This window comes from Mycolicibacterium neworleansense (assembly GCF_001245615.1).
Taxonomy (GTDB): Bacteria; Actinomycetota; Actinomycetes; order Mycobacteriales; family Mycobacteriaceae; genus Mycobacterium; species Mycobacterium neworleansense.
Map to the genome: position 1 here is coordinate 1,595,290 of NZ_CWKH01000002.1, position 18,932 is coordinate 1,614,221.

18 protein-coding genes and 1 tRNA gene are annotated in these 18,932 nt (G+C 67.4%); 11 read left to right on the forward strand and 8 right to left on the reverse strand.

The window, feature by feature from the left end; all coding sequences use genetic code 11:
• Positions 1-11: 11 nt before the first annotated feature.
• Positions 12-509 (reverse strand): SRPBCC family protein, encoded by a 498-nt coding sequence (locus tag BN2156_RS23305; protein ID WP_090517222.1) that lies wholly within the window; start codon positions 507-509, stop codon positions 12-14.
• 77 nt (positions 510-586) lie between these two features.
• Here BN2156_RS23305 and BN2156_RS23310 point away from each other — a divergent pair, with 77 nt between their 5' ends.
• Entirely contained in the window at positions 587-1,726 is a 1,140-nt protein-coding gene (locus BN2156_RS23310) for a serine/threonine-protein kinase (protein ID WP_090517223.1), read from the forward strand.
• 64 nt (positions 1,727-1,790) lie between these two features.
• Here BN2156_RS23310 and BN2156_RS23315 read toward each other — a convergent pair.
• The 4 genes from BN2156_RS23315 to ponA2 form a co-directional block, all read right to left on the reverse strand.
• Positions 1,791-1,864, reverse strand: a tRNA-Pro gene (locus BN2156_RS23315).
• Between the two features lie 198 nt (positions 1,865-2,062).
• Positions 2,063-3,169, reverse strand: coding sequence for an L-cysteine desulfhydrase Cds1 (gene cds1, locus BN2156_RS23320; protein WP_090517224.1), 1,107 nt, complete (start codon positions 3,167-3,169; stop codon positions 2,063-2,065).
• Positions 3,166-4,110, reverse strand: coding sequence for a metallophosphoesterase (locus BN2156_RS23325; protein WP_090517225.1), 945 nt, complete (start codon positions 4,108-4,110; stop codon positions 3,166-3,168). The genes cds1 and BN2156_RS23325 overlap by 4 nt, the downstream gene beginning before the upstream one ends.
• A 27-nt stretch (positions 4,111-4,137) precedes the next feature.
• The gene (gene ponA2, locus BN2156_RS23330) at positions 4,138-6,588 is read right to left on the reverse strand and encodes a transglycosylase/D,D-transpeptidase PonA2 (protein WP_159402865.1); all 2,451 of its coding nucleotides are present in this window, start codon (positions 6,586-6,588) and stop codon (positions 4,138-4,140) included.
• A 326-nt stretch (positions 6,589-6,914) separates the two neighbouring features.
• On the opposite strand from ponA2, the gene BN2156_RS23335 reads away from it, so the two are divergent.
• The 5 genes from BN2156_RS23335 to BN2156_RS23355 all read left to right on the forward strand — a co-directional run bounded on the left by BN2156_RS23335 (position 6,915) and on the right by BN2156_RS23355 (position 12,742).
• Positions 6,915-7,244: a WhiB family transcriptional regulator gene (locus BN2156_RS23335; RefSeq protein WP_003883813.1), complete on the forward strand. Its 330-nt coding sequence runs from the start codon at positions 6,915-6,917 to the stop codon at positions 7,242-7,244.
• A 94-nt stretch (positions 7,245-7,338) separates the two neighbouring features.
• Positions 7,339-8,955, forward strand: coding sequence for a PucR family transcriptional regulator (locus BN2156_RS23340; protein ID WP_090517226.1), 1,617 nt, complete (start codon positions 7,339-7,341; stop codon positions 8,953-8,955).
• Between the two features lie 123 nt (positions 8,956-9,078).
• On the forward strand, positions 9,079-10,446 hold the full coding sequence (locus BN2156_RS23345) for a type III PLP-dependent enzyme domain-containing protein (protein WP_090517227.1): 1,368 nt from the start codon (positions 9,079-9,081) through the stop codon (positions 10,444-10,446).
• A 26-nt stretch (positions 10,447-10,472) separates the two neighbouring features.
• Positions 10,473-11,885 (forward strand): amino acid permease, encoded by a 1,413-nt coding sequence (locus BN2156_RS23350; protein ID WP_090517228.1) that lies wholly within the window; start codon positions 10,473-10,475, stop codon positions 11,883-11,885.
• Positions 11,882-12,742: a serine hydrolase gene (locus BN2156_RS23355; RefSeq protein WP_090517229.1), complete on the forward strand. Its 861-nt coding sequence runs from the start codon at positions 11,882-11,884 to the stop codon at positions 12,740-12,742. The genes BN2156_RS23350 and BN2156_RS23355 overlap by 4 nt, the downstream gene beginning before the upstream one ends.
• Here BN2156_RS23355 and BN2156_RS23360 read toward each other — a convergent pair.
• Complete coding sequence (locus BN2156_RS23360) at positions 12,709-13,842, reverse strand: ATPase BagB (protein ID WP_090517230.1); 1,134 nt, start codon at positions 13,840-13,842, stop codon at positions 12,709-12,711. The genes BN2156_RS23355 and BN2156_RS23360 overlap by 34 nt on opposite strands.
• Positions 13,842-14,873 (reverse strand): ATPase BagA, encoded by a 1,032-nt coding sequence (locus tag BN2156_RS23365; protein ID WP_210436709.1) that lies wholly within the window; start codon positions 14,871-14,873, stop codon positions 13,842-13,844. Before BN2156_RS23365 ends, BN2156_RS23360 begins: the two co-directional genes overlap by 1 nt.
• A gap of 70 nt (positions 14,874-14,943) precedes the next feature.
• On the opposite strand from BN2156_RS23365, the gene BN2156_RS23370 reads away from it, so the two are divergent.
• The 3 genes from BN2156_RS23370 to BN2156_RS23380 are packed head-to-tail and all read left to right on the forward strand — an operon-like array spanning position 14,944 to position 16,406.
• Positions 14,944-15,105 carry a Sp36 family protein gene (locus BN2156_RS23370; RefSeq protein WP_090517604.1) on the forward strand — a complete coding sequence of 54 codons (162 nt, stop codon included), beginning with the start codon at positions 14,944-14,946 and terminating at the stop codon, positions 15,103-15,105.
• Positions 15,102-15,557 (forward strand): RidA family protein, encoded by a 456-nt coding sequence (locus BN2156_RS23375; RefSeq protein WP_090517232.1) that lies wholly within the window; start codon positions 15,102-15,104, stop codon positions 15,555-15,557. Before BN2156_RS23370 ends, BN2156_RS23375 begins: the two co-directional genes overlap by 4 nt.
• 48 nt (positions 15,558-15,605) lie before the next feature.
• Positions 15,606-16,406: an MBL fold metallo-hydrolase gene (locus BN2156_RS23380; protein ID WP_090517233.1), complete on the forward strand. Its 801-nt coding sequence runs from the start codon at positions 15,606-15,608 to the stop codon at positions 16,404-16,406.
• On the opposite strand, the gene crp is transcribed toward BN2156_RS23380, so the two are convergent.
• Entirely contained in the window at positions 16,403-17,077 is a 675-nt protein-coding gene (crp, locus tag BN2156_RS23385; protein ID WP_003883807.1) for a cAMP-activated global transcriptional regulator CRP, read from the reverse strand. The genes BN2156_RS23380 and crp overlap by 4 nt on opposite strands.
• Before the next feature lie 417 nt (positions 17,078-17,494).
• On the opposite strand from crp, the gene nth reads away from it, so the two are divergent.
• Positions 17,495-18,268 (forward strand): endonuclease III, encoded by a 774-nt coding sequence (nth, locus tag BN2156_RS23395; RefSeq protein ID WP_090517605.1) that lies wholly within the window; start codon positions 17,495-17,497, stop codon positions 18,266-18,268.
• A 6-nt stretch (positions 18,269-18,274) separates the two neighbouring features.
• The gene (locus tag BN2156_RS23400) at positions 18,275-18,922 is read left to right on the forward strand and encodes a TlpA family protein disulfide reductase (RefSeq protein ID WP_090517235.1); all 648 of its coding nucleotides are present in this window, start codon (positions 18,275-18,277) and stop codon (positions 18,920-18,922) included.
• Positions 18,923-18,932: the final 10 nt, after the last annotated feature.

Genomic DNA, 18,932 nt, shown 5'->3' on the forward strand with positions numbered 1-18,932 from the left:
TGGGACTTCGGTCACACCTGCTCGGCGAAATACCGCTGGCCGTCGGAGGCCAGCCGCCCGAACGCCGCCTTGACCACCGGCGCCAGCGCCTTGAACGGAATCGCGAACAACGGCTTCGGCTCGATCGCCACGATCCAGGTGAACTGAGTCTGGCCGTCGCCGGCCGGTTCGACCAGATAGTCCTCGGCAAATCGGCGCAGCGACGGGATGCTGGCGTGATCGACGGTGAACGAGTATCGACGCCCCTCCTCCCAGCGGAAGAACGTCTCGTGCACCCGGGCCACGCCCGGCGCCAGCGTGACCTCGCGAGAGGTGCCGACGCCGAAGGGCCTCGGCGTCAACCAGTTCACCTTGGTGATCGACGGCCCCCAGGCGGCCAGGGACTCATCCGACACCAGGGACTCCCACACCCGTTCGGGCGGTGCCGCGAACCGCTTCTCATAGGTGAAGATGTGCGGTGCCGTCGTGAAGAAATCGGCGTCGGCGGATTCCAGTGTGAACCGGGGCATGGTGCCAGCATGCCCCAGCAGGGCATGACGGGCACTGCGGAATACTCGGATACAAGACCATTCCGGAGAGGGGACCTATGACGGCGGCGCTCGGCGGCCGCTACGAGCTGCGCGGCCTGCTCGGCCGCGGCGGCATGGCCGAGGTACACGACGGCTGGGACAACAGGTTGTCGCGTCCGGTCGCGATCAAACTGCTCTATCCGGCCCTGGCCGCCGACGAGGTGACGCGTCGGCGGTTCGAGAACGAGGCGCGGGCCGCCGCCGCCCTCAATCACCCGAACATCGTCGCGGTCCACGACAGCGGTGAGGACAACGGGACGCCGTACATCGTGATGGAACGGCTGCCCGGCCCCACCCTGGCCGAGGAGATCGCCGCCGGACCGCTGTCGGCCGACCGTGTGCGCTGGGTGCTCGCCGACCTGCTCAGTGCGCTGACCGCCGCACACGACGCAGGCATCCTGCATCGCGACATCAAGCCCGGCAACGTCCTGATCACCCGCTCCGGTGCCGCCAAGCTCGCCGACTTCGGAATCGCCAAGACCGACGGGGCCGCCCACACCCGCGTCGGAATGGTGTTCGGTACCGCCAACTACCTGAGCCCGCAACGGATTACCGGGAAGCCGGCGTCACCGTCGGACGATCTGTATGCCCTCGGAGTCCTCGGCTACGAGGCATTGACCCGGCGTCTTCCGTTCGAGCGCGAGAGCCCGGTGGCCACCATGCGGGCCGTGCTCGATGAGCCGCTGACACCGATCGCGGTGCTGCGTCCCGACGTCGACCCCGCTCTGGTCCGCGTGCTGGAACGGGCCATGTCTCGGGATCCGGCCTACCGCTTCACCGACGCCGCCGAGATGCGGGCCGCCCTCCAGGGAGCGCCGCCCGCTCGACCCGCGCCGCCGGCTCCTCCGGCGACCCTGATGCTGCCCCCGGCGATGCTGCCCGGACACTCCCGCTCGCGCATCCGGATCCTGCTCGCCGCCGCCGCCGCCATGGTGGCCGTCGTGCTCGGGGCGATCCTGCTGATCTCCGACCCGCCGCCGCAGCGCACGCCGATCACACCGGTGACCACTTCCATCGAGCCGACGGTGCCCGCCGCCACCAGCGAGCCCACGTTCATCCCGCCCCCACCCGAGGACGAGCAGGATCGGGGCCCGGGCATCGGCAACGGGAACGGCCACGGCAAGGGGCACGGCAAGAAGGGGCATCCGCACGACTGAGGCGGTTCTCTACAAAAAGCAAGGCCCAGACCGGATTTCTGTGGTCTGGGCCTTGCTTGCACTGTCGGGGTGGCGGGATTCGAACCCACGACCTCTTCGTCCCGAACGAAGCGCGCTACCAAGCTGCGCCACACCCCGCGTGAAGCTTCGACAGCCTATCGCACCGGGTACCTCGAAAGCCAAACGGCCACCCCTGCGCGGTTTCCTACCGCGGACAACGGGAAGCATTTGGCGTGCCGGCGACGTTATACGCTGCATGACCGTCTTGGGAGCCTTCATCTACCTGGGGTTCTTTGCCCTGGCAGCGTTGTGGCTGTTCCTGACGGCCGAGACCGATCAGGACCAGCTGCCCGAGCGCTCGAACTCCGAGAGCACCTCCGCGGACGCGGAGGTGTCCAGCCCCTGGGCGCTGAGCCAGTCCGCATCGAAGTAGGTGTCCGCGTAGCGGTCCCCGCTGTCGGCCAGCAGGGTCACCACCGACCCGCTGCGGCCGTGCGCGATCATTTCGGCCAGCAGACCGAACGCGCCCCACAAATTGGTGCCCGTCGACGGACCGACGCGGCGGCCCAGCACCCGGCTCGCGTGATGAGCCGCGGCCACCGACCCGCTGTCGGGCACGGCGATCATGCGGTCGACGACGCCGGGCAGGAACGACGGCTCCACCCGCGGCCTGCCGATGCCCTCGATGCGTGACGACGCGCCCGTGACGACGTCGTCGCGGCCCTGTGCGTAACCAGGGAAGAACGCCGAATTCTCCGGGTCGACGACACACAACTGCGTGGCATGCCTGCGGTAGCGGATGTAGCGGCCGATCGTCGCGCTGGTGCCGCCGGTGCCCGCCCCCACCACGATCCACTCCGGGACCGGATGGTGTTCCAGGCGCATCTGCTCGTAGATCGACTCGGCGATGTTGTTGTTGCCGCGCCAGTCGGTGGCCCGCTCGGCGTTGGTGAACTGGTCCAGATAGTGCCCGCCGGTCTCCTCGGCCAACCGGTGCGCCTCGGCATACACCTGCGATGACTCGGCGACGAAATGGCAACGGCCGCCTTGGGCTTCGATCAGCGCGATCTTCGAGCCACTGGTCGAGGCGGGCACCACCGCGATGAACGGCAGACCCAGCAGCGCCGCGAAGTAGGCCTCGGACACCGCCGTCGACCCCGAGGACGCCTCGATGATCGTGGTGCCCTCACCGATCCAGCCGTTGCACAACCCGTACAGGAACAGGGAACGCGCCAGACGGTGCTTGAGGCTGCCGGTGATGTGGGTGGACTCGTCTTTGAGATACAGCTGGACGTCGACGCCATTGCTCCAGGCCGTCGGCAGCGGGTACCGCAGCAGATGAGTGTCGGCGCTGCGTTTGGAATCAGCTTCGATCAGCCGCACCGCATCGTCCACCCACCGGCGTGGCCGGGGGCGTGAGGCGGTATCGGCCGGTTGGCTCACCGGGCCGAGACGGTCGGGCTGGATTGCCCGGCCCTGGTCCCGACGTGTCCGCCACCGGTCGGCGCTGCCACCAGCGTCAGCAGGGTGGCCTCCGGACGGCAGCAGAACCGCACCGGCGCGAACGGCGATGTGCCGATGCCCGCCGACACGTGCAGCTGCATGTGCGAGCCCCACTTCGAAGCGCCCTTGGCCCGGGACCGGTCCAGCTCGCAGTTGGTCACGATGGCCCCGTAGAACGGCAGGCACAGCTGCCCGCCGTGGGTGTGCCCGGCCAGCACCAGCTGATAGCCGTCGGCGGCGAAGCGGTCCAGCACCCGCGGCTCGGGGGAGTGCGTGAGCCCCAGTGTCAGGTTCGCCGCGCCGTTGGCCCGGCCGGCGATGGTGTCGTAGCGGTCGCGCTTGAGGTGTGGATCGTCGACGCCGGCCACCGAGATGTGCAGCCCGGCCACCTCGACGTCGCGACGGAGGTGGGTCATGTCGAGCCAGCCGCGCTCGGTGAAGGCGGCACGCAGGTCCTGCCACGGCAGCGGCTCACCGTGCGACCGGTGCTGCGGATTGGTGACGTAGTTCAGCGGGTTCTTCAGCCGCGGCGCGAAGTAGTCGTTGCTGCCGAACACGAACAGTCCGGGCGCCGACAGCAGCTCACTGAGGGATTGCACGACGGCGGGCACGGCCTTCGGGTGGGCCAGGTTGTCACCGGTGTTGACCACCAGGTCGGGTTCCAGGCGGGCCAGATCACGCAGCCAGGCCTGCTTGCGGCGCTGGTTGGGGCGCATGTGTAGATCGGACAGATGCAGGACGCGCAGGGGCGAGGAGCCCGGGGCCAGCACCGGCATGGTCGCTTCCCGCAGCACGAACGCGTTGCGCTCGATCAGGGACGCGTAGCCGATCCCGGCGACCAACGAACCGGCGGTGACGGCAGCTGCCTTCTTCACTGACATGCAGGCAAGCCTACTGCGAACCGGTGCTCACGGGGGTGGTGGAGGCCCGAGCACCGGAACGGTGATCGGAGGCAGGCCCGGAATCTCGACCACGGTCTGGCCGATCTCGGGCGGTGGGCCACCCGGCATCGGGAACGCGATCGGGGGCGGCGGCGGAGCCGGCGGGATCCCGTTGCTGATCTGGATCGTGACGATCGAGCCCGGAATCGTCTGCCCGCTGGGGGCGGTGCCGACCACGGTGCCGTAGCGCGCACTGCTGTTGACCGAGGCGGCGCCGTCGGCCACCTGGAATCCGGCCTCCTTGAGCCGCTGCCGCGCAGCCGTCTCGTCCAGTCCGCTCACGGTGGGCACCACCGAGCCGGGTCCGCCGTCGACATAGCGCGGGTCGGTCGGCGGCATGACCACCGGACCGAAGTTGTTGGCGATCGGCTTCAGCGCGGTGAACCAGGTGCGGGCCGGCTCGTTACCGCCGAACAGGTCACCGTCGCCGCACTGGCGCAGCGGGAACGAGCACAGCTCACCGGGGCTCGTGGAGTCGTCGTAGATGTAGTTGGCCGCGGCGTACTGGTTGGTGAAACCGAGGAAGCCCGACGAGCGGTGCGCCTCGGTGGTGCCGGTCTTGCCCGACATCGGCAGATCCCAGCCCACCGAACCGGCCGACCCGGCGGCGGTACCGCCGGCCTGGTCGTCCTTGCTCATCGCATTGGCCAGGGTGTTGGCCAGCCCCTCGGGCACCGCCTGATCGCACGTCTCGGTGGTCACCGACACCTCATTGCCGTGCCGGTCGAGCACCTGCGCGATCGGGTTGGGCGGGCACCAGGTTCCGCCGGAGGCCAAGGTGGCCGCCACGTTGGACAACTCGAGGGCATTGACCTCGATGGGTCCCAGGGTGAACGAGCCGATGTTCTGGCGCTTGACGAAATCGGCCAGGCTCTCGTTGCTCTCCGGGTCATAGTCGCGGGCGGTGCCGGGCAGCGCGTAGGACCGCAGCCCCAGCCGCACCGCCATATCGACCGACCGCTGCACGCCGATCTGCGAGATGAGCTTGGCGAACGCGGTATTCGGCGAGGTGGCCAGGGCGTCGGTGACGCTCATCGTGCCGCGGTAGCCGCCGGCGTTCTTCACACACCAGGTTTCCTTCGGGCATCCCGGGGTGTCGCTGCTGCCCAGCCCCTTGGCCTGGAAGAAACCCGGCACCGCGAGCTGGGTGTTGATGCCCATCCCCATATCCATGGCCGCGGCCGTGGTGAAGATCTTGAAGATGGACCCGGCGCCGTCGCCGACGAGGGAGAACGGCTGCGGCTGCATGGTCTCGCCGGCATCGGTGTTCAGGCCGTACGTCCGATTGCTGCCCATCGCCAGGACCGGATGGGATTCCTTACCCGGCTTGATCACGCTCATGACGCTGGCGATGCCGGGGGCATCCGGGCGGGCGATGCTGTCGATCGCCGACTTCACCGAGCCCTGCACGTCGGGATCCAGTGTGGTCTTGATCAGATAGCCGCCCTTGGCCACCTGCTCCTTGCTCAGGCCGGCGCGGGCCAGGTATTCCAGTGCGTAATCGCAGAAGAATGCGCGGTCACCGGCGGCGATGCAGCCCCGGGGCAGCTCGTTGGGCTGCGGCAGGATGCCCAGCGGCTGCTGCTTGGCGGCCCGCAGCGCCTCGGCCTCCTGCGGGATGTTGTCGATCATGGTGTCCAGCACCAGGTTCCGCCGGGCCAGGGCGCCGTCGGGATTGGTGTAGGGATTGAGTGCGCTGGTGGACTGCACCATGCCGGCCAACAGGGCGGCCTGCTGCCAGTTCAACTCGGAGGCGTTGATGCCGAAGTACGTCTGTGCGGCGTCCTGAACGCCGAACGCGCCATTGCCGAACGAGACCAGGTTCAGATAGCGGGTCAGGATCTCCGGCTTGGTGAACGTCTTGTCCAGCGTCAGGGCCATCCGGATCTCCCGCAACTTACGGGCCGGTGTGGTCTCGATCGCGGCGCGGCGCTCGGCGTCGGTCTGGGCGACGACGAGCAGCTGGTAGTTCTTCACATACTGCTGCTCGATCGTCGAACCGCCGCGGGTGTCCGCGTCGCCGCGCATGTATCCGGTCAGACCGGTCAGCGTGCCCTGCCAGTCCACACCGTTGTGTTCGGCGAACCGCTTGTCCTCGATGGAGACCAGCGCGAGCTTCATGGTGTTGGCGATCTGATCGCTGGGCACCTCGAAGCGGCGCTGTGAATACAGCCACGCGATGGTGTTGCCCTTGGCGTCGACCATGGTCGAGACCTGCGGAACCTCACCGTCGACCAGGGCGGCCGAACCGTTGGCCACCACGTCGGAGGCCCGGTTGGACATCAGGCCGAATCCACCCACGACAGGGAACATGAGCGTGGCCACCAGCACGCTGGCCAGCAGGCAGCACCAGGCCAGTTTGATGATGGTGACCGCTTGGGGTGGCTGCGCGGGCGGTCGTGTCGGCTGCTCCGGCATGCGTACAGAGTAGCTATCTCGCTGAAGCGGGCTTCCCGCGAGCGGGGCCCACCGGCATATCGCGCTTGCCTGCAGAAACACCGCGTTGCATCCAGGTGGCGGTCAGACGGCACGGCCGTCCCAAAAAAGTGGTTCGCAAACTGTTGCGTAAATACCCTCTGACCACCTAGCTTGGACACACAGTGCGATCCAGGTAACACAGGCTGGCGCAATGTGGCGTAGATCGCAACGGCGTTCTATACCGGAAGGTTCAACGCCCGCCATCTGGGGAGATGGCTGGAACGAAGGGATCGCTGGTGTCAGGTACACGAACTGTCGCAGACAAGATGAACGCTTCCGCCCCAGCCGCCAACCTGGTCCATCGAGGCGAGGGCGAAGCACGGATCGCCTGGGTTTCGCAGGCGCGCTGCCGTCAGGCCGATCCGGACGAGTTGTTCGTACGCGGTGCCGCACAACGCAAAGCCGCGGTGATCTGCAGGCACTGCCCGGTGATCCTCGAATGCGGTGCCGATGCACTGGACAATCGCGTGGAATTCGGAGTCTGGGGCGGGATGACCGAACGTCAGCGTCGTGCGCTGCTCAAGCAGCATCCCGAAGTCATCTCCTGGGCCGAGTTCTTCGCCGCCCAGCGTAAGCACCACCGCAGCGCGGTCTAATCTCGATGCCCTTACGCGGGCTCACCCGGCCCGCGCGCGCCAAAATTCAGCCGACGGTAGTGTATTCGGTTGTGGCACATGGTAATCAGCGGCAGTGAGTGAACCTGCCAGCGTTGTCCCGTTGTCGGCGATGGTTTCTGGTGCCGCCGGCATGTTGATGCCGCTACCCGCGGCCGAAACCGGCGACGATCCGTTGTTGACTGACGTTGCTCTGCATGAGCCGGGAGCCCCGGGGACGGACTACAGCGGCGCCATCGTATTGGTCAGCACTCGCGTCGACGATCGCTTCGCGCTCGGGTCGTTGCTCGATGAGGTGGGAACCGCTGCGGCCGTTGTGCTTCCACCCGACGCGACGACCGACGTATCGATGTTGCCCAGCCACTCCACCAGGTTGTTCCGGCGTTCGCCATGGGTGGGCTGGAGCGAGCTGTTCCGGGTCCTGGTACGCCTGCTCGGTGCGGGCCGCATCGTCAGCCCGGACCCGCAGGTGGACAACTTGCAGGCCCTGGCCCGTTGGATCAGCAGCCAGACCGGCGCTGCGGTGACCATCGAGGATCTGGAGTCCCGAGTCCTGGCGTATGCCGTGGTCGGGCCGGGTGTCGATCCGATCCGAAACCAGACGATCCTGGGTGGCGCGGTACCTGCCTGGCGGGTCGAGCGGCTGATGTCCACCGGGTTCTTGCCTGCGGTCTGGCGATCGGATGACGTGGTCGTGCGCAACGCCGAGGATGACGACCCGGCCCGCATGGTCGTCGCGATGAAGTCCGGCGCCGAAACGCTCGGCACCATCTGGGCCGCGTTGGACGACGACACCGATCGAGAAGAACTACGACAGCTGCTGCTGCAGGTACGGCATACCGCCGCGGCGATGATGCTGCGCGAAGTCCACCGCGACCAATACGAACGCCGTCTCCAGGAGTCGGCCCTGGTCGACCTGCTCTCGCGTGGGATGGACCCCGGAGTCCCGGCAGCGCTGCTCGGGCTGCAACCGGATACCAGACATGCCGTCGTCGCGCTGGGCTCCGACACGCCCGCGTCGCGCTCCCTGATGTTCCATGTTCAGGCGTTGCGGGCCGGTGCCAGGACGGCGCGGGTCGGGGAGGATCTGCTCGCCGTGCTGCCGGTGCTGGACGACGAGTCCGGCGAGGCGGATCTGGCGCAGTGCCTGTCGAGGCACTTGACACGGGTTGCCGCTGCGCACGCCGGTCCGGTAGCGGTCGGCCCCGTCGTCGACACCATTGCCTACTTGCAGAATTCCGCGATCGTCGCGCGTCAGGTCCTCGACGCGGCCGCACTCAGCGTCGCGCATCAGCCGCGTGACCCGCGGCCGGTCCTCACCGCTGCCGACGTGCAGGACGCGCTGACCTTGGTCAGGGCAGCCGATCTGCTCGGTCCGGTGGCCGACGCGATCACTGAACCGCTGTGGGCACTGCGCCGGCATGACACCGACCACGGCACGGCGTTCATCGACACAGTCGCGGCCGTGCTCGACCACCCGGGCAATCTGAGCGAAGCGGCCCGCGATTTGGGCATCCACGCCAATTCCCTGAGGTATCGACTGGATCGGATCCGCGTCGTCTCCAGTATCGATCTGCACTCGCAGGCAGCCCGCCTCCGCGCGTCCCTGGGCCTACTGGTGTGGGAACGATCCGGTGAGGTCCGCCCCGGCCCCGCACCCGTCGACATCGACAAGAATCGCGGATCCGATTAGTGCATTTCGGAGAGACCGCCATCAACGCCTCGGGGACCTCCTCCGAATCCGACGACAATTTGCGCGGAATTCCTCAGCCCCTATGGCTCTCACCACCGATGGCTGCGTTCATAGGGTTTATCTGTGATTGATGCACCACTGCGTACCGGGCAATCGCTGCCGGGCCCAGACACACTCCTTGACCGGCGCGGCGAAATCGTCGCCGGTGCGGTTCGGCAGGGATTCATCGACGATCTGCACCCGCTGTGCGGAGTCGTCGACCTGGACACCCTCGATGAACTGATGCGGTCACTGACCGAGGCCTATCCGCCGAGCATGCCGGCACTGCACACCATCGCCGCCAAGGCGATCACCCTGCGCCCGGTGCTCGCGCGTTTCGCCCAGGCGGGCTTCGGATGCGAGGTGGCCAGCCCCGGTGAGCTCGAACTTGCGCTGGCCGCGGGTTTTTCGGCAGAACGCATCGTCTTCGACTCCCCGGCCAAGACCACGACGGAGATAGAGAGAGCGCTCGCGCTGGGGGTGTCGTTCAACATCGACAACTTCGAGGAACTGGCACGGGTCGATCAGGCGATCGCCCGGGTGGGCCGGCACCGGGCGGTGATCGGGATGCGGCTCAATCCCCAGACCGGCGCAGGCGCCATCGGCGCGATGAGCACGGCCACTGCCACCTCCAAGTTCGGAATCGGGCTGGCCGACCACCGCGACGACATCATCGACGCCTTCGCGGTCCGGCCGTGGTTGACCCAGTTGCACGTACACAGTGGCTCCCAGGGCCTGAGCCTCGAACATGCCGCCGAGGGCGTCCGCCTCATCGACGAGCTCGCCCGGCAGATCACCGCCCGCGTCGGTCATCAGCAGGTGCGGCGAATCGACATCGGCGGGGGACTGCCGGTCAACTTCGGCTCCGACGACATCACCCCGTCCTTCGCCGATCACCGCGCCGTCCTGGAAGGTGTGGCGCCCGAATTATTCGACGGCACATACGGTTTGGTCACCGAATTCGGCCGGGCGCTCACCGCAAAGGCCGGCACCATCGTCGCCCGGGTGGAATACACGAAGGTCACCGGTGGACGGCCGATCGCCATCACCCATGCCGGCGTGCAGGTCGCCACCCGCACGATATTCGGATCGGCGGAGTGGCCGCTGCGGATCGAGGTCTACGACGGGCAGGGACGGCGCCGGGTCGAGCAGCCGCAGGTGCAGGATGTCGCAGGCCCGGCTTGCTTCACCGGTGACATGCTGGCAGTCGGCCGCGATCTACCCTTCGTGCGTGCCGGCGACCTGGTGGCCGTGCCCGACACCGGCGGCTACTACTTCTCCACCCACTTCTCGTACAACGCGCTGCCCAGGCCCGCCGTGTACACCGTGGGGACCGACTCCGAGGGCGACCGACGCTGGTCGCTGGCCCGTCGGGCCCAAACGACCGAAGAGATCGTCGCCGAGGCCGGCGAACCGTCTCTTGTGCCGTTACCTCTGTTCCCGTCCGCCTGACCCTCCGACTGATTGCGACCGCCTACATGCTCGAATCCAAATCCCAGTTGTCCTCGGCCGACGAACCCCGCTCCGGCCTGGCCAGGTCGCTGAAAACGCGGCACATGACCATGATCGCGATCGGCGGGGCGATCGGTGCCGGGCTGTTCGTGGGCAGCGGCGCGGTCATCAAGACTGCCGGTCCCGCCGCGATCCTGTCCTACGTTCTGGCCGGTGCGCTGGTGCTGTGCACCCTGCGCATGCTGGGCGAGATGGTGGTCGCAAAGCCGCGGACCGGTGCATTCGCCGACTACGCCAGGATGGGAATCGGACCGTGGGCGGGCTTCACGCTCGGCTGGTTGTACTGGTACTACTACGTGATCATCATCGCGGTGGAAGCCGTTGCGGGAGCCAAGATCCTGTCCGTCTGGGTCGGGTTGCCGCTGTGGATCATGGCCATGCTGTTGATGGCCGTGATGACCGTGACCAACCTGATCTCGGTGCGCTGGTTCGGCGAATTCGAGTTCTGGTTCTCCGGCATCAAGGTCGCCGCCATCGTGTCCTTCATCGTGCTGGGCCTGTTGTGGATATCGGGAGTGTGGCCGGGCGACACCAGCGGGCTGAGCAATCTGGTGTCCCACGGCGGGTTCGCGCCCAACGGCGTCGGGTCGATCCTGGGCGCCGTCGTGGTGGTGATCTTCGCGTTCGGCGGAGCCGAGATCGTCACCATCGCCGCCGCCGAGAGCGCCGAGCCGGCCAAGTCGGTGGCCAGGGCCACCACCGGGGTCATCTGGCGGATCATCCTCTTCTACGTCGGGTCCATCTTCCTGGTCGTGTGCATCCTGCCGTGGAACGACGCATCCGTGCTGTCCAGCCCGTACGTCGCCGCCCTGGACAAACTGCACATCCCCGGTGCCGGCGTGATCATGAACTTCGTCATCCTCACCGCGGTGCTCTCGGTGCTGAACTCGTCGATCTACACGTCCTCACGCATGCTGCGGGTGCTGGCATCGCACGGTGACGCACCAGAGTGGTTGGTACGCACCAACTCCCGCGGGGTCCCGACCCGGGCCGTGCTGGCCAGTACGGTCATCGGCTGGATCTCGGTGGTGCTCGCCTACATCGCCCCCGATTCGCTGTTCCTGTTCCTGGTGAACTCCTGCGGCGTGGTGGCGATCTTCATGTACGTGATGATCGGCGTCTCCGAACTGCGGGTACGACGGTCCATCGAACGCGAAGACCCGTCCAAGCTGACGCTGAAGATGTGGTTCTTCCCGTATCTGACCATCGTGGTGATCGCGTGTTTCGTACTGGTCCTGGTTGCCATGCTGTTCGACGTCGATCAGCGGGTCCAGCTGTTGGCCAGCGTGCTCAGCCTCGTTGTGGTCGTGGTGGCCTACGTTCTGCGCAAGCGGTTCGGGCGGGTACCCGTCGACTCCGAAGTCGCCGAAGTGGCATGAGCGGCTTCTTCTCCCGGGCCTCGTCTTGGCTGGCCGAGGCGGCGACCTGGTCGGCCCGCATCACCGACCTGAGTACCGGCCGGACCCTGTGGGAGCACGCGCCGGACCGCGTGCTCAAGACGGCCAGTGTGGGGAAGGTCTTCCTACTGGCCGAGGTGGCGCGCCGGTTCGACGACGTGACCCTGGACCCGGGTGAAGTCGTCGCCGCGACCGCCGAGGACCAGGTGGCCGATTCCGGCATCCTCTACCTGTTGCGGCAGCAGGACCAACGGATCGACGACTTGTGCATGCTGATCGGTGCGGTCAGCGACAACATGGCCACCAACATGCTGCTTCGCCGGCTCGGGCTCGACGAGGTGCAACGCGCCACCGTCGACCTCGGGTTCACCGCGAGTGGATTGCGGGACCGGGTGCGGCTGAACCGGTCCCAGGATGATCCCCTCACCCTCTCGACGGGCAGCGCGGCTGAACTGTGCGACTTCGTCGCACGTCTGCACGCTGGTGACATCCACGGCGCCGCGGCGTCCGAGCGGGTGCGGCGATGGCTCAGCGTCAACACCGATCTGTCGATGGTGGCGGGGGCCTTCGGCCTGGACCCACTGGCCCACACCGAGCTCGACGCGGGTTTCGAACTCTGGAACAAGACCGGGACCATCGCCGATGCGCGCATCGACATCGGATGCGTCGGACACCCTTCCGGCGGACACCGGGTGGGATACGCCGTGCTGGCGAACTGGACCTGGGGGGAGGACCATCGCGATCCGTGTCTGGAGGCGATGGGCCTGCTGGGCGGCGAGATCCGCCGATATCTGGAGAGCGCCGGTCAGGCGGCGTCGGCCGCCTCTCCGGTGATCTGATCGGCGATCGCGCGCAGCGCGTCGAGATCTGACACATCGAACGGCAGCGACGGCACGCCGACGATCGCCACATGCGGGTTGGCGCCGGTGAATCGGGACAACAACCGAACCTCGCGCTTGGCGGTGTGTGCCCGATCGGCATGGATGCGCAACACCGCGGCAGCCAGCGATTCGGGATCCTCGGCCGCCAATTCGTCGGCGGCTTCTTCGGCCTTCTCTGCGTGCAGATCGCACAGCGTGGGGTGGGTGCGGTTCAGGATCAGCCCGGCCAGCGGCATGTGCTCATTCGACAGCCGGTCGACGAAGAACGACGCCTCGCGCAAGGCGTCGGGCTCGGCCGCCGATACCACCACGAACTGGGTGCCGCGCCGCTTGAGCAATTCGTAGGTCCGGTCGGCCTTCTCGCGGAACCCGCCGAAGGTGGCATCCAGTGACTGCACGAAACCTGCTGCGTCGGAGAGCATCTGCGACCCCAGCACAGTGGACAGGGCCTTCATGGCCAGTCCGACGGCGCCGGTGACCAACCGCCCGATCCCGCGGCCCGGCGCCAGCAGCATCCGCCACAGCCGGCTGTCCATGAAGCTGCCCAACCGCTTTGGCGCGTCGAGGAAGTCCAGAGCGTTGCGTGACGGCGGGGTGTCCACCACCACCAGATCCCACTTGTCCTCGGCCAGCAGCTGGCCGAGCTTCTCCATCGCCATGTACTCCTGCGTGCCGGCCAGCGACGTCGCCACAGTTTGGTAGAACTGGTTCTCCAAAATGGAATCGGCGCGGTCCGGGCCGGAGTATTGCACCACCATCTCGTCGAATGTGCGGCGCATGTCCAGCATCATCGCGTGCAGCTCACCGGTGACCTCAGGGGCCAGCGGAACCCGCTGCGGGGTGTTCCCCAGATCCTTGATGCCCAGCGCCTGGGCCAGCCGCTTGGCCGGGTCGATCGTCAGCACCACCACGGTGCGGCCGTATTCGGCGGCCCGCAGCGCCATCGCCGCGGCAGTGGTGGTCTTGCCGACTCCGCCTGCGCCGCAACAGACTACGACGCGGTTGGCGGTGTCGGACAGGATGGAATGCATGTCAAGGGCGGGCGGTTTGCTGCTCACTATCGGACCCCCTGCTGTTCGAGTGCTTCGGCGAGTTCATACAGGCTGCCCAGATCGACACCGTCGGCCAGCGCAGGCAGCTCGAGACGCGGTACGTCGATCGCATCGAGCAGTTCGGCGCTCTCGGCGCGGGCCGCGATCCGGGTGGCGTGCTGGATCGACTCGGTGAGCAGACCGGCGAAATCATTGTCCGGCAAGGTGATTCCCGCCTTGGCCAAGCCGGCACGGACCGCGTCGGCGTCGATGTCACCCTCGGCAGCCTTGGCCAGAGCCTCGACGGGCAGGTACGCCGGGATGTTGCGGTTGACGATGACGCTGCCGATCGGCAGCCCCATCTCGGTGAGTTCCTCGATGGCCTCCAGCGTCTCCTGGATCGGCAGTGCCTCCAGCAGCGTCACCAGGTGAATGGCGGTCTGCTCGGAGTGCAGAAGCTTGACCACGCCATCGGCCTGGGAGTGCACGGGGCCGCCCTTGGCCAGGTCGGACACCGCCTTGGTGACGTCGAGGAACCGCGAAATACGGCCGGTGGGAGGGGAATCCACCACCACGGCGTCGTAGACGCCACGCTTGCCCTTGGCATCTTTGGCGGTGCGGGTCACGATCTCTTTGATCTTGCCGGTGAGCAGCACGTCACGCAGACCGGGCGCGATGGTGGTGGCGAACTCGATGGCCCCGATGCGGCGCATCGCCCGGCCGGCCAGGCCGAGGTTGTAGAACATGTCGAGGTATTCCAGGAACGCGGCCTCGATGTCGATCGCGAGCGCATTGACCTGACCGCCGCCATCGGCCGTGGCCACCTTGACTTCCTCATACGGCAGCGGTGGCACGTCGAACAGCTGCGCGATGCCCTGGCGCTCCTCGACCTCGACCAGCAGCACCTTGCGACCCCCGGCGGCCAGGGCCAAGGCCAGGGCCGCGGCGACGGTGGACTTGCCGGTGCCGCCCTTGCCCGATACGAAGTGCAGTCGGGCTTTGGTCAGCCGCGACGGCCAGCCGACATGTTTGGCGCCGCTCTCAGTGGTTGCCACCAGTGCATGCTAACCAAGGCTGAGGGTCCGACCGATAAGCTCGGCCCATGAGCGAAGGAACTAGGTGGGCGGCGTGAGCGAAGCGAACAAATGGGAATACGCCACGGTGCCGTTGTTGACCCATGCCACCAAACAGATTCTCGACCAGTGGGGACAGGACGGCTGGGAGCTCGTCTCAGTGCTCCCCGGCCCGACCGGCGAGCAGCACGTCGCCTACCTGAAGCGGCCGAAATGAGCGTGAGCGCACGGCTGACCGAACTGGGCATCGAACTGCCCGACGTGGTCGCACCGCTGGCCGCCTACGTGCCCGCGGTGCGGACCGGAAACCTGGTCTACACCGCTGGTCAGCTTCCGATCCAGGCCGCCGAGCTGCAGGCGACCGGCAAGGTCGGCGCCGAGGTCAGCCCCGAGCAGGGCAATGAACTCGCCCGGATCTGCGGTCTCAACGCGCTGGCCGCCGTGCACGCGCTGGTGGGCATCGACTCCGTCGTCCGGATCGTCAAGGTGGTCGGCTTCGTGGCCTCCGCCCCCGGATTCAGCGGGCAGCCAGGCGTTATCAACGGTGCCTCGGAGTTGTTCGGTGAGATCTTCGGCGAGGCCGGCGCTCATGCCCGGTCGGCCGTCGGCGTGTCGGAGCTGCCGCGTAATGCGCCCGTTGAGGTCGAGATCATCGTCGAGGTCGCGTGAGCGACTATCGGGCGGAGGTCGCGTGAGCGACTATCGGGCGGAGGTCGCGTGACCTCTGCGGCGAGCCTGGAGCACCCGGCCTACGGGCTGCTCCGGCCCGTCGTCGAATCGGACACGGTGTCGGCTTCGGTACTGCTGTGCGACAACCCGGGCCTGATGACGCTGGAGGGCACCAACACCTGGGTGCTGCGCGGCCCGGGCAGCGACGAGATCGTCGTCGTCGATCCCGGTCCCGACGATGCGGCGCACATCGCCCGCATCGCCGAACTGGGGACCGTCGCGTTGGTGTTGATCAGCCACAAGCATGAGGACCACACCGGCGGAATCGACAAACTCGTGGAGTTGACCGGTGCCACCGTCCGTTCGGTGGGCAGCGGCTTCCTGCGGGGGCTGGGTGGCCCGCTGACCGACGGCGAGGTGATCGACGCGGCCGGTCTGCGGATCAAGGTGATGGCCACTCCCGGCCACACCGTGGACTCCCTGTCGTTCGTCCTCGATGACGCGGTGCTGACCGCCGATACCGTGCTGGGCCGCGGCACCACCGTCATCGACACCGAGGACGGCAGCCTGCGCGACTATCTGGAATCCCTGCACCGGCTGCAAGGCCTGGGCGCCCGCACGGTGCTTCCCGGGCACGGGCCGGACCTTCCCGATCTGCAAGCGGTGACCGCGATGTACCTGGCCCACCGCGAGGAGCGGTTGGACCAGGTACGGGCGGCACTACGGGAACTCGGCGAAGACGCCTCGGCCCGCAAGGTCGTCGAACACGTCTATACCGATGTCGACCAGAAACTCTGGGACGCCGCCGAGAAGAGCGTGCAGGCCCAGCTGGACTACCTACGCGACTAGCGCGCTCGCCGTGCCAGCCGCTCGCTGTCGCTGATCAGAACGCTCTTGCCCTCCAGCCGGATCCAGCCGCGGTGGGCGAAATCGGCCAGTGCCTTGTTGACGGTCTCGCGGGACGCACCGACGAGCTGGGCGATCTCTTCCTGCGTGAGGTCGTGCGTGACGCGCAGCGCCCCGCCCTCCTGCGTTCCGAACCGCTGGGCCAGCTGAAGCAGCTGCTTGGCCACCCGGCCGGGCACGTCGGTGAAGATCAGGTCGGCCAGGTTGTTGTTGGTCCGACGCAGACGACGGGCGAGAACGCGCAGCAGCTGCTCGGCGATCTCGGGACGGTCGGCGATCCACGCGCGCAGCGCGTCACGGTCCATCGACACGGCGCGCACCTCGGTGATGGTGGTGGCGCTCGAGGTGCGGGGCCCCGGGTCGAAGATCGACAGTTCACCGAACATGTCCGACGGACCCATGATGGTCAGCAGGTTCTCGCGGCCGTCCGGCGAACGGCGGCCGATCTTGACCTTGCCGGAAATGATGATGTACAGGCGGTCGCCGGGCTCGCCCTCGGCGAAGACTGTATGCCCGCGCGGGAAGTCGACGGGCTGCAACTGCTTCGTCAGCGCCGAAACGGCGGTCGGTTCGACGCCCTGGAAGATTCCGGCCCTGGCCAGGATCTCGTCCACGTTGCCCCTTAAGCTATTGGGTGTGTTGTCCTCTTACTGATACTTCCTGCTCAGTCTAGAGGTACGCGGTTTCGCGACTAGCCCACGCTACACACGATTGACATGTCGAGACGCAGGAAACCCGGTATTTATGGTCTGCGGCTCGTAGTACCGCGTCGGCAAACGCTCACCATCGAGGTCGATCATGAGCGGTTTGACCCGAGGCAGGACGGCCGTCGCGGCTGGGGCGGGTTCTCTGTCCAACCCCGACTCGAGCCGCTCGAGCCCGAACGCCGCCAGCATGAGCAACCCCGGAATGAGCGCTACCAGCAACCACGACACAAGGCAGTAGTTAACACGGCGTAGGTCTCAGTGGGGTCACGAATCATCACCGGTCCGCGCAGTCGAATGTCCGTCGAGGTCAGTACGCTGACTGACGTGACTGCGTCTGCCGCCCCAACTGGGAAAACGCGCCGGTCCAAGAAGTGGGACACCGAAACCCACCTGGGCCTGGTTCGCCGGGCCCGACGGATGAATCGTGAACTGGCCCGGGCATTTCCACATGTCTACTGCGAGCTGGATTTCACCAATCCGCTGGAGCTGGCGGTGGCGACCATTCTTTCGGCGCAGAGCACCGACAAACGGGTGAACCTGACGACGCCGGCGTTGTTCCTCAAATACCGCACCGCGCTGGACTACGCGCAGGCCGATCGCACCGAGATGGAGGAGCTGATCCGGCCGACGGGCTTCTACCGGAACAAGGCCAACTCACTGATCCGGCTGGGCCAGGAGCTGGTGGCCCGGTTCGACGGCGAGGTGCCCGACAACATCGAAGACCTGGTGACCCTGCCCGGGGTGGGCCGCAAGACCGCCAACGTCATCTTGGGTAACGCCTTCGACATCCCCGGCATCACCGTCGATACGCACTTCGGGCGGCTCGTGCGGCGCTGGCGCTGGACCGCCGAGGAAGATCCGGTCAAGGTCGAGTTCGCGATCGGCGAGCTCATCGAACGCAAGGAATGGACCTTGCTCAGTCACCGGGTGATCTTCCACGGCCGCCGGGTCTGCCATGCCCGCAAGCCCGCGTGCGGCGTGTGCGTCCTGGCGAAGGACTGCCCGTCGTTCGGGCTCGGCCCGACCGACCCGGAAACGGCTGCCGCGCTGGTCAAAGGTCCCGAGACCGAGCATCTGCTGGCGCTGGCCGGGCTGTGACGCGCGATGACTAGATCGGCCCGCTGGACCGTGGCGGTCCTGGTGGTCCTGGTGGCGCTGGGCACCGCGTTCTGGATGGAGCTGCGCGACGAGCCCGCCCCGCAGGCCGGGCCGGCGCAGTCCACCTCCCGCGATCACCGTGACGCCGACACCCCCGAGGCGCTCGCCGGCCCCCGTGCCCGTGCGGATCTGCCGCCGTGCCCAGCCCCCGGGAAGGGGCCGGGATCCGAAGCGTTGCGCGGCATCACCCTGGACTGCGCCGGAGACGGGAAACCTGTCGACGTGGCGTCCGCGCTCGCGGGCCGGACCGTGGTGCTCAACCTGTGGGCTTACTGGTGCGGTCCATGCGCTGACGAGCTGCCCGCGATGGCCGAATACCAGCGCCGGGTCGGCGACGATGTGCTGGTGGTGACCGTGCACCAGGACGAGAACGAGACCGCGGCGTTGGTGCGCCTGGCCGAACTGGGGGTCCGGTTGCCGACGCTGCAGGACGGCCGGCGACTGGTCGCGGCCGCGCTCAAGGTGCCCAACGTCATGCCTGCGACGGTGGTACTGCGCCCGGACGGTAGCGTGGCCGGGACCCTGCCCCGCTCCTTCGTCAGCGCCGACGAGATCGCGGCGGCGGTCGACGAGAAGATCCGCTCTAGCCGATAGGAGCACCCGG

Excerpts from the sequence above, each read along its gene's own strand:
- BN2156_RS23305 (WP_090517222.1), bottom strand. The coding sequence starts at position 509 with ATGCCCCGGTTCACACTGGAATCCGCCGACGCCGATTTCTTCACGACG.
- BN2156_RS23310 (WP_090517223.1), top strand. The coding sequence starts at position 587 with ATGACGGCGGCGCTCGGCGGCCGCTACGAGCTGCGCGGCCTGCTCGGC.
- BN2156_RS23325 (WP_090517225.1), bottom strand. The coding sequence starts at position 4,110 with ATGTCAGTGAAGAAGGCAGCTGCCGTCACCGCCGGTTCGTTGGTCGCC.
- ponA2 (WP_159402865.1), bottom strand. The coding sequence starts at position 6,588 with ATGCCGGAGCAGCCGACACGACCGCCCGCGCAGCCACCCCAAGCGGTC.
- BN2156_RS23335 (WP_003883813.1), top strand. The coding sequence starts at position 6,915 with ATGAACGCTTCCGCCCCAGCCGCCAACCTGGTCCATCGAGGCGAGGGC.
- BN2156_RS23350 (WP_090517228.1), top strand. The coding sequence starts at position 10,473 with ATGCTCGAATCCAAATCCCAGTTGTCCTCGGCCGACGAACCCCGCTCC.
- BN2156_RS23355 (WP_090517229.1), top strand. The coding sequence starts at position 11,882 with ATGAGCGGCTTCTTCTCCCGGGCCTCGTCTTGGCTGGCCGAGGCGGCG.
- BN2156_RS23375 (WP_090517232.1), top strand. The coding sequence starts at position 15,102 with ATGAGCGTGAGCGCACGGCTGACCGAACTGGGCATCGAACTGCCCGAC.
- BN2156_RS23400 (WP_090517235.1), top strand. The coding sequence starts at position 18,275 with ATGACTAGATCGGCCCGCTGGACCGTGGCGGTCCTGGTGGTCCTGGTG.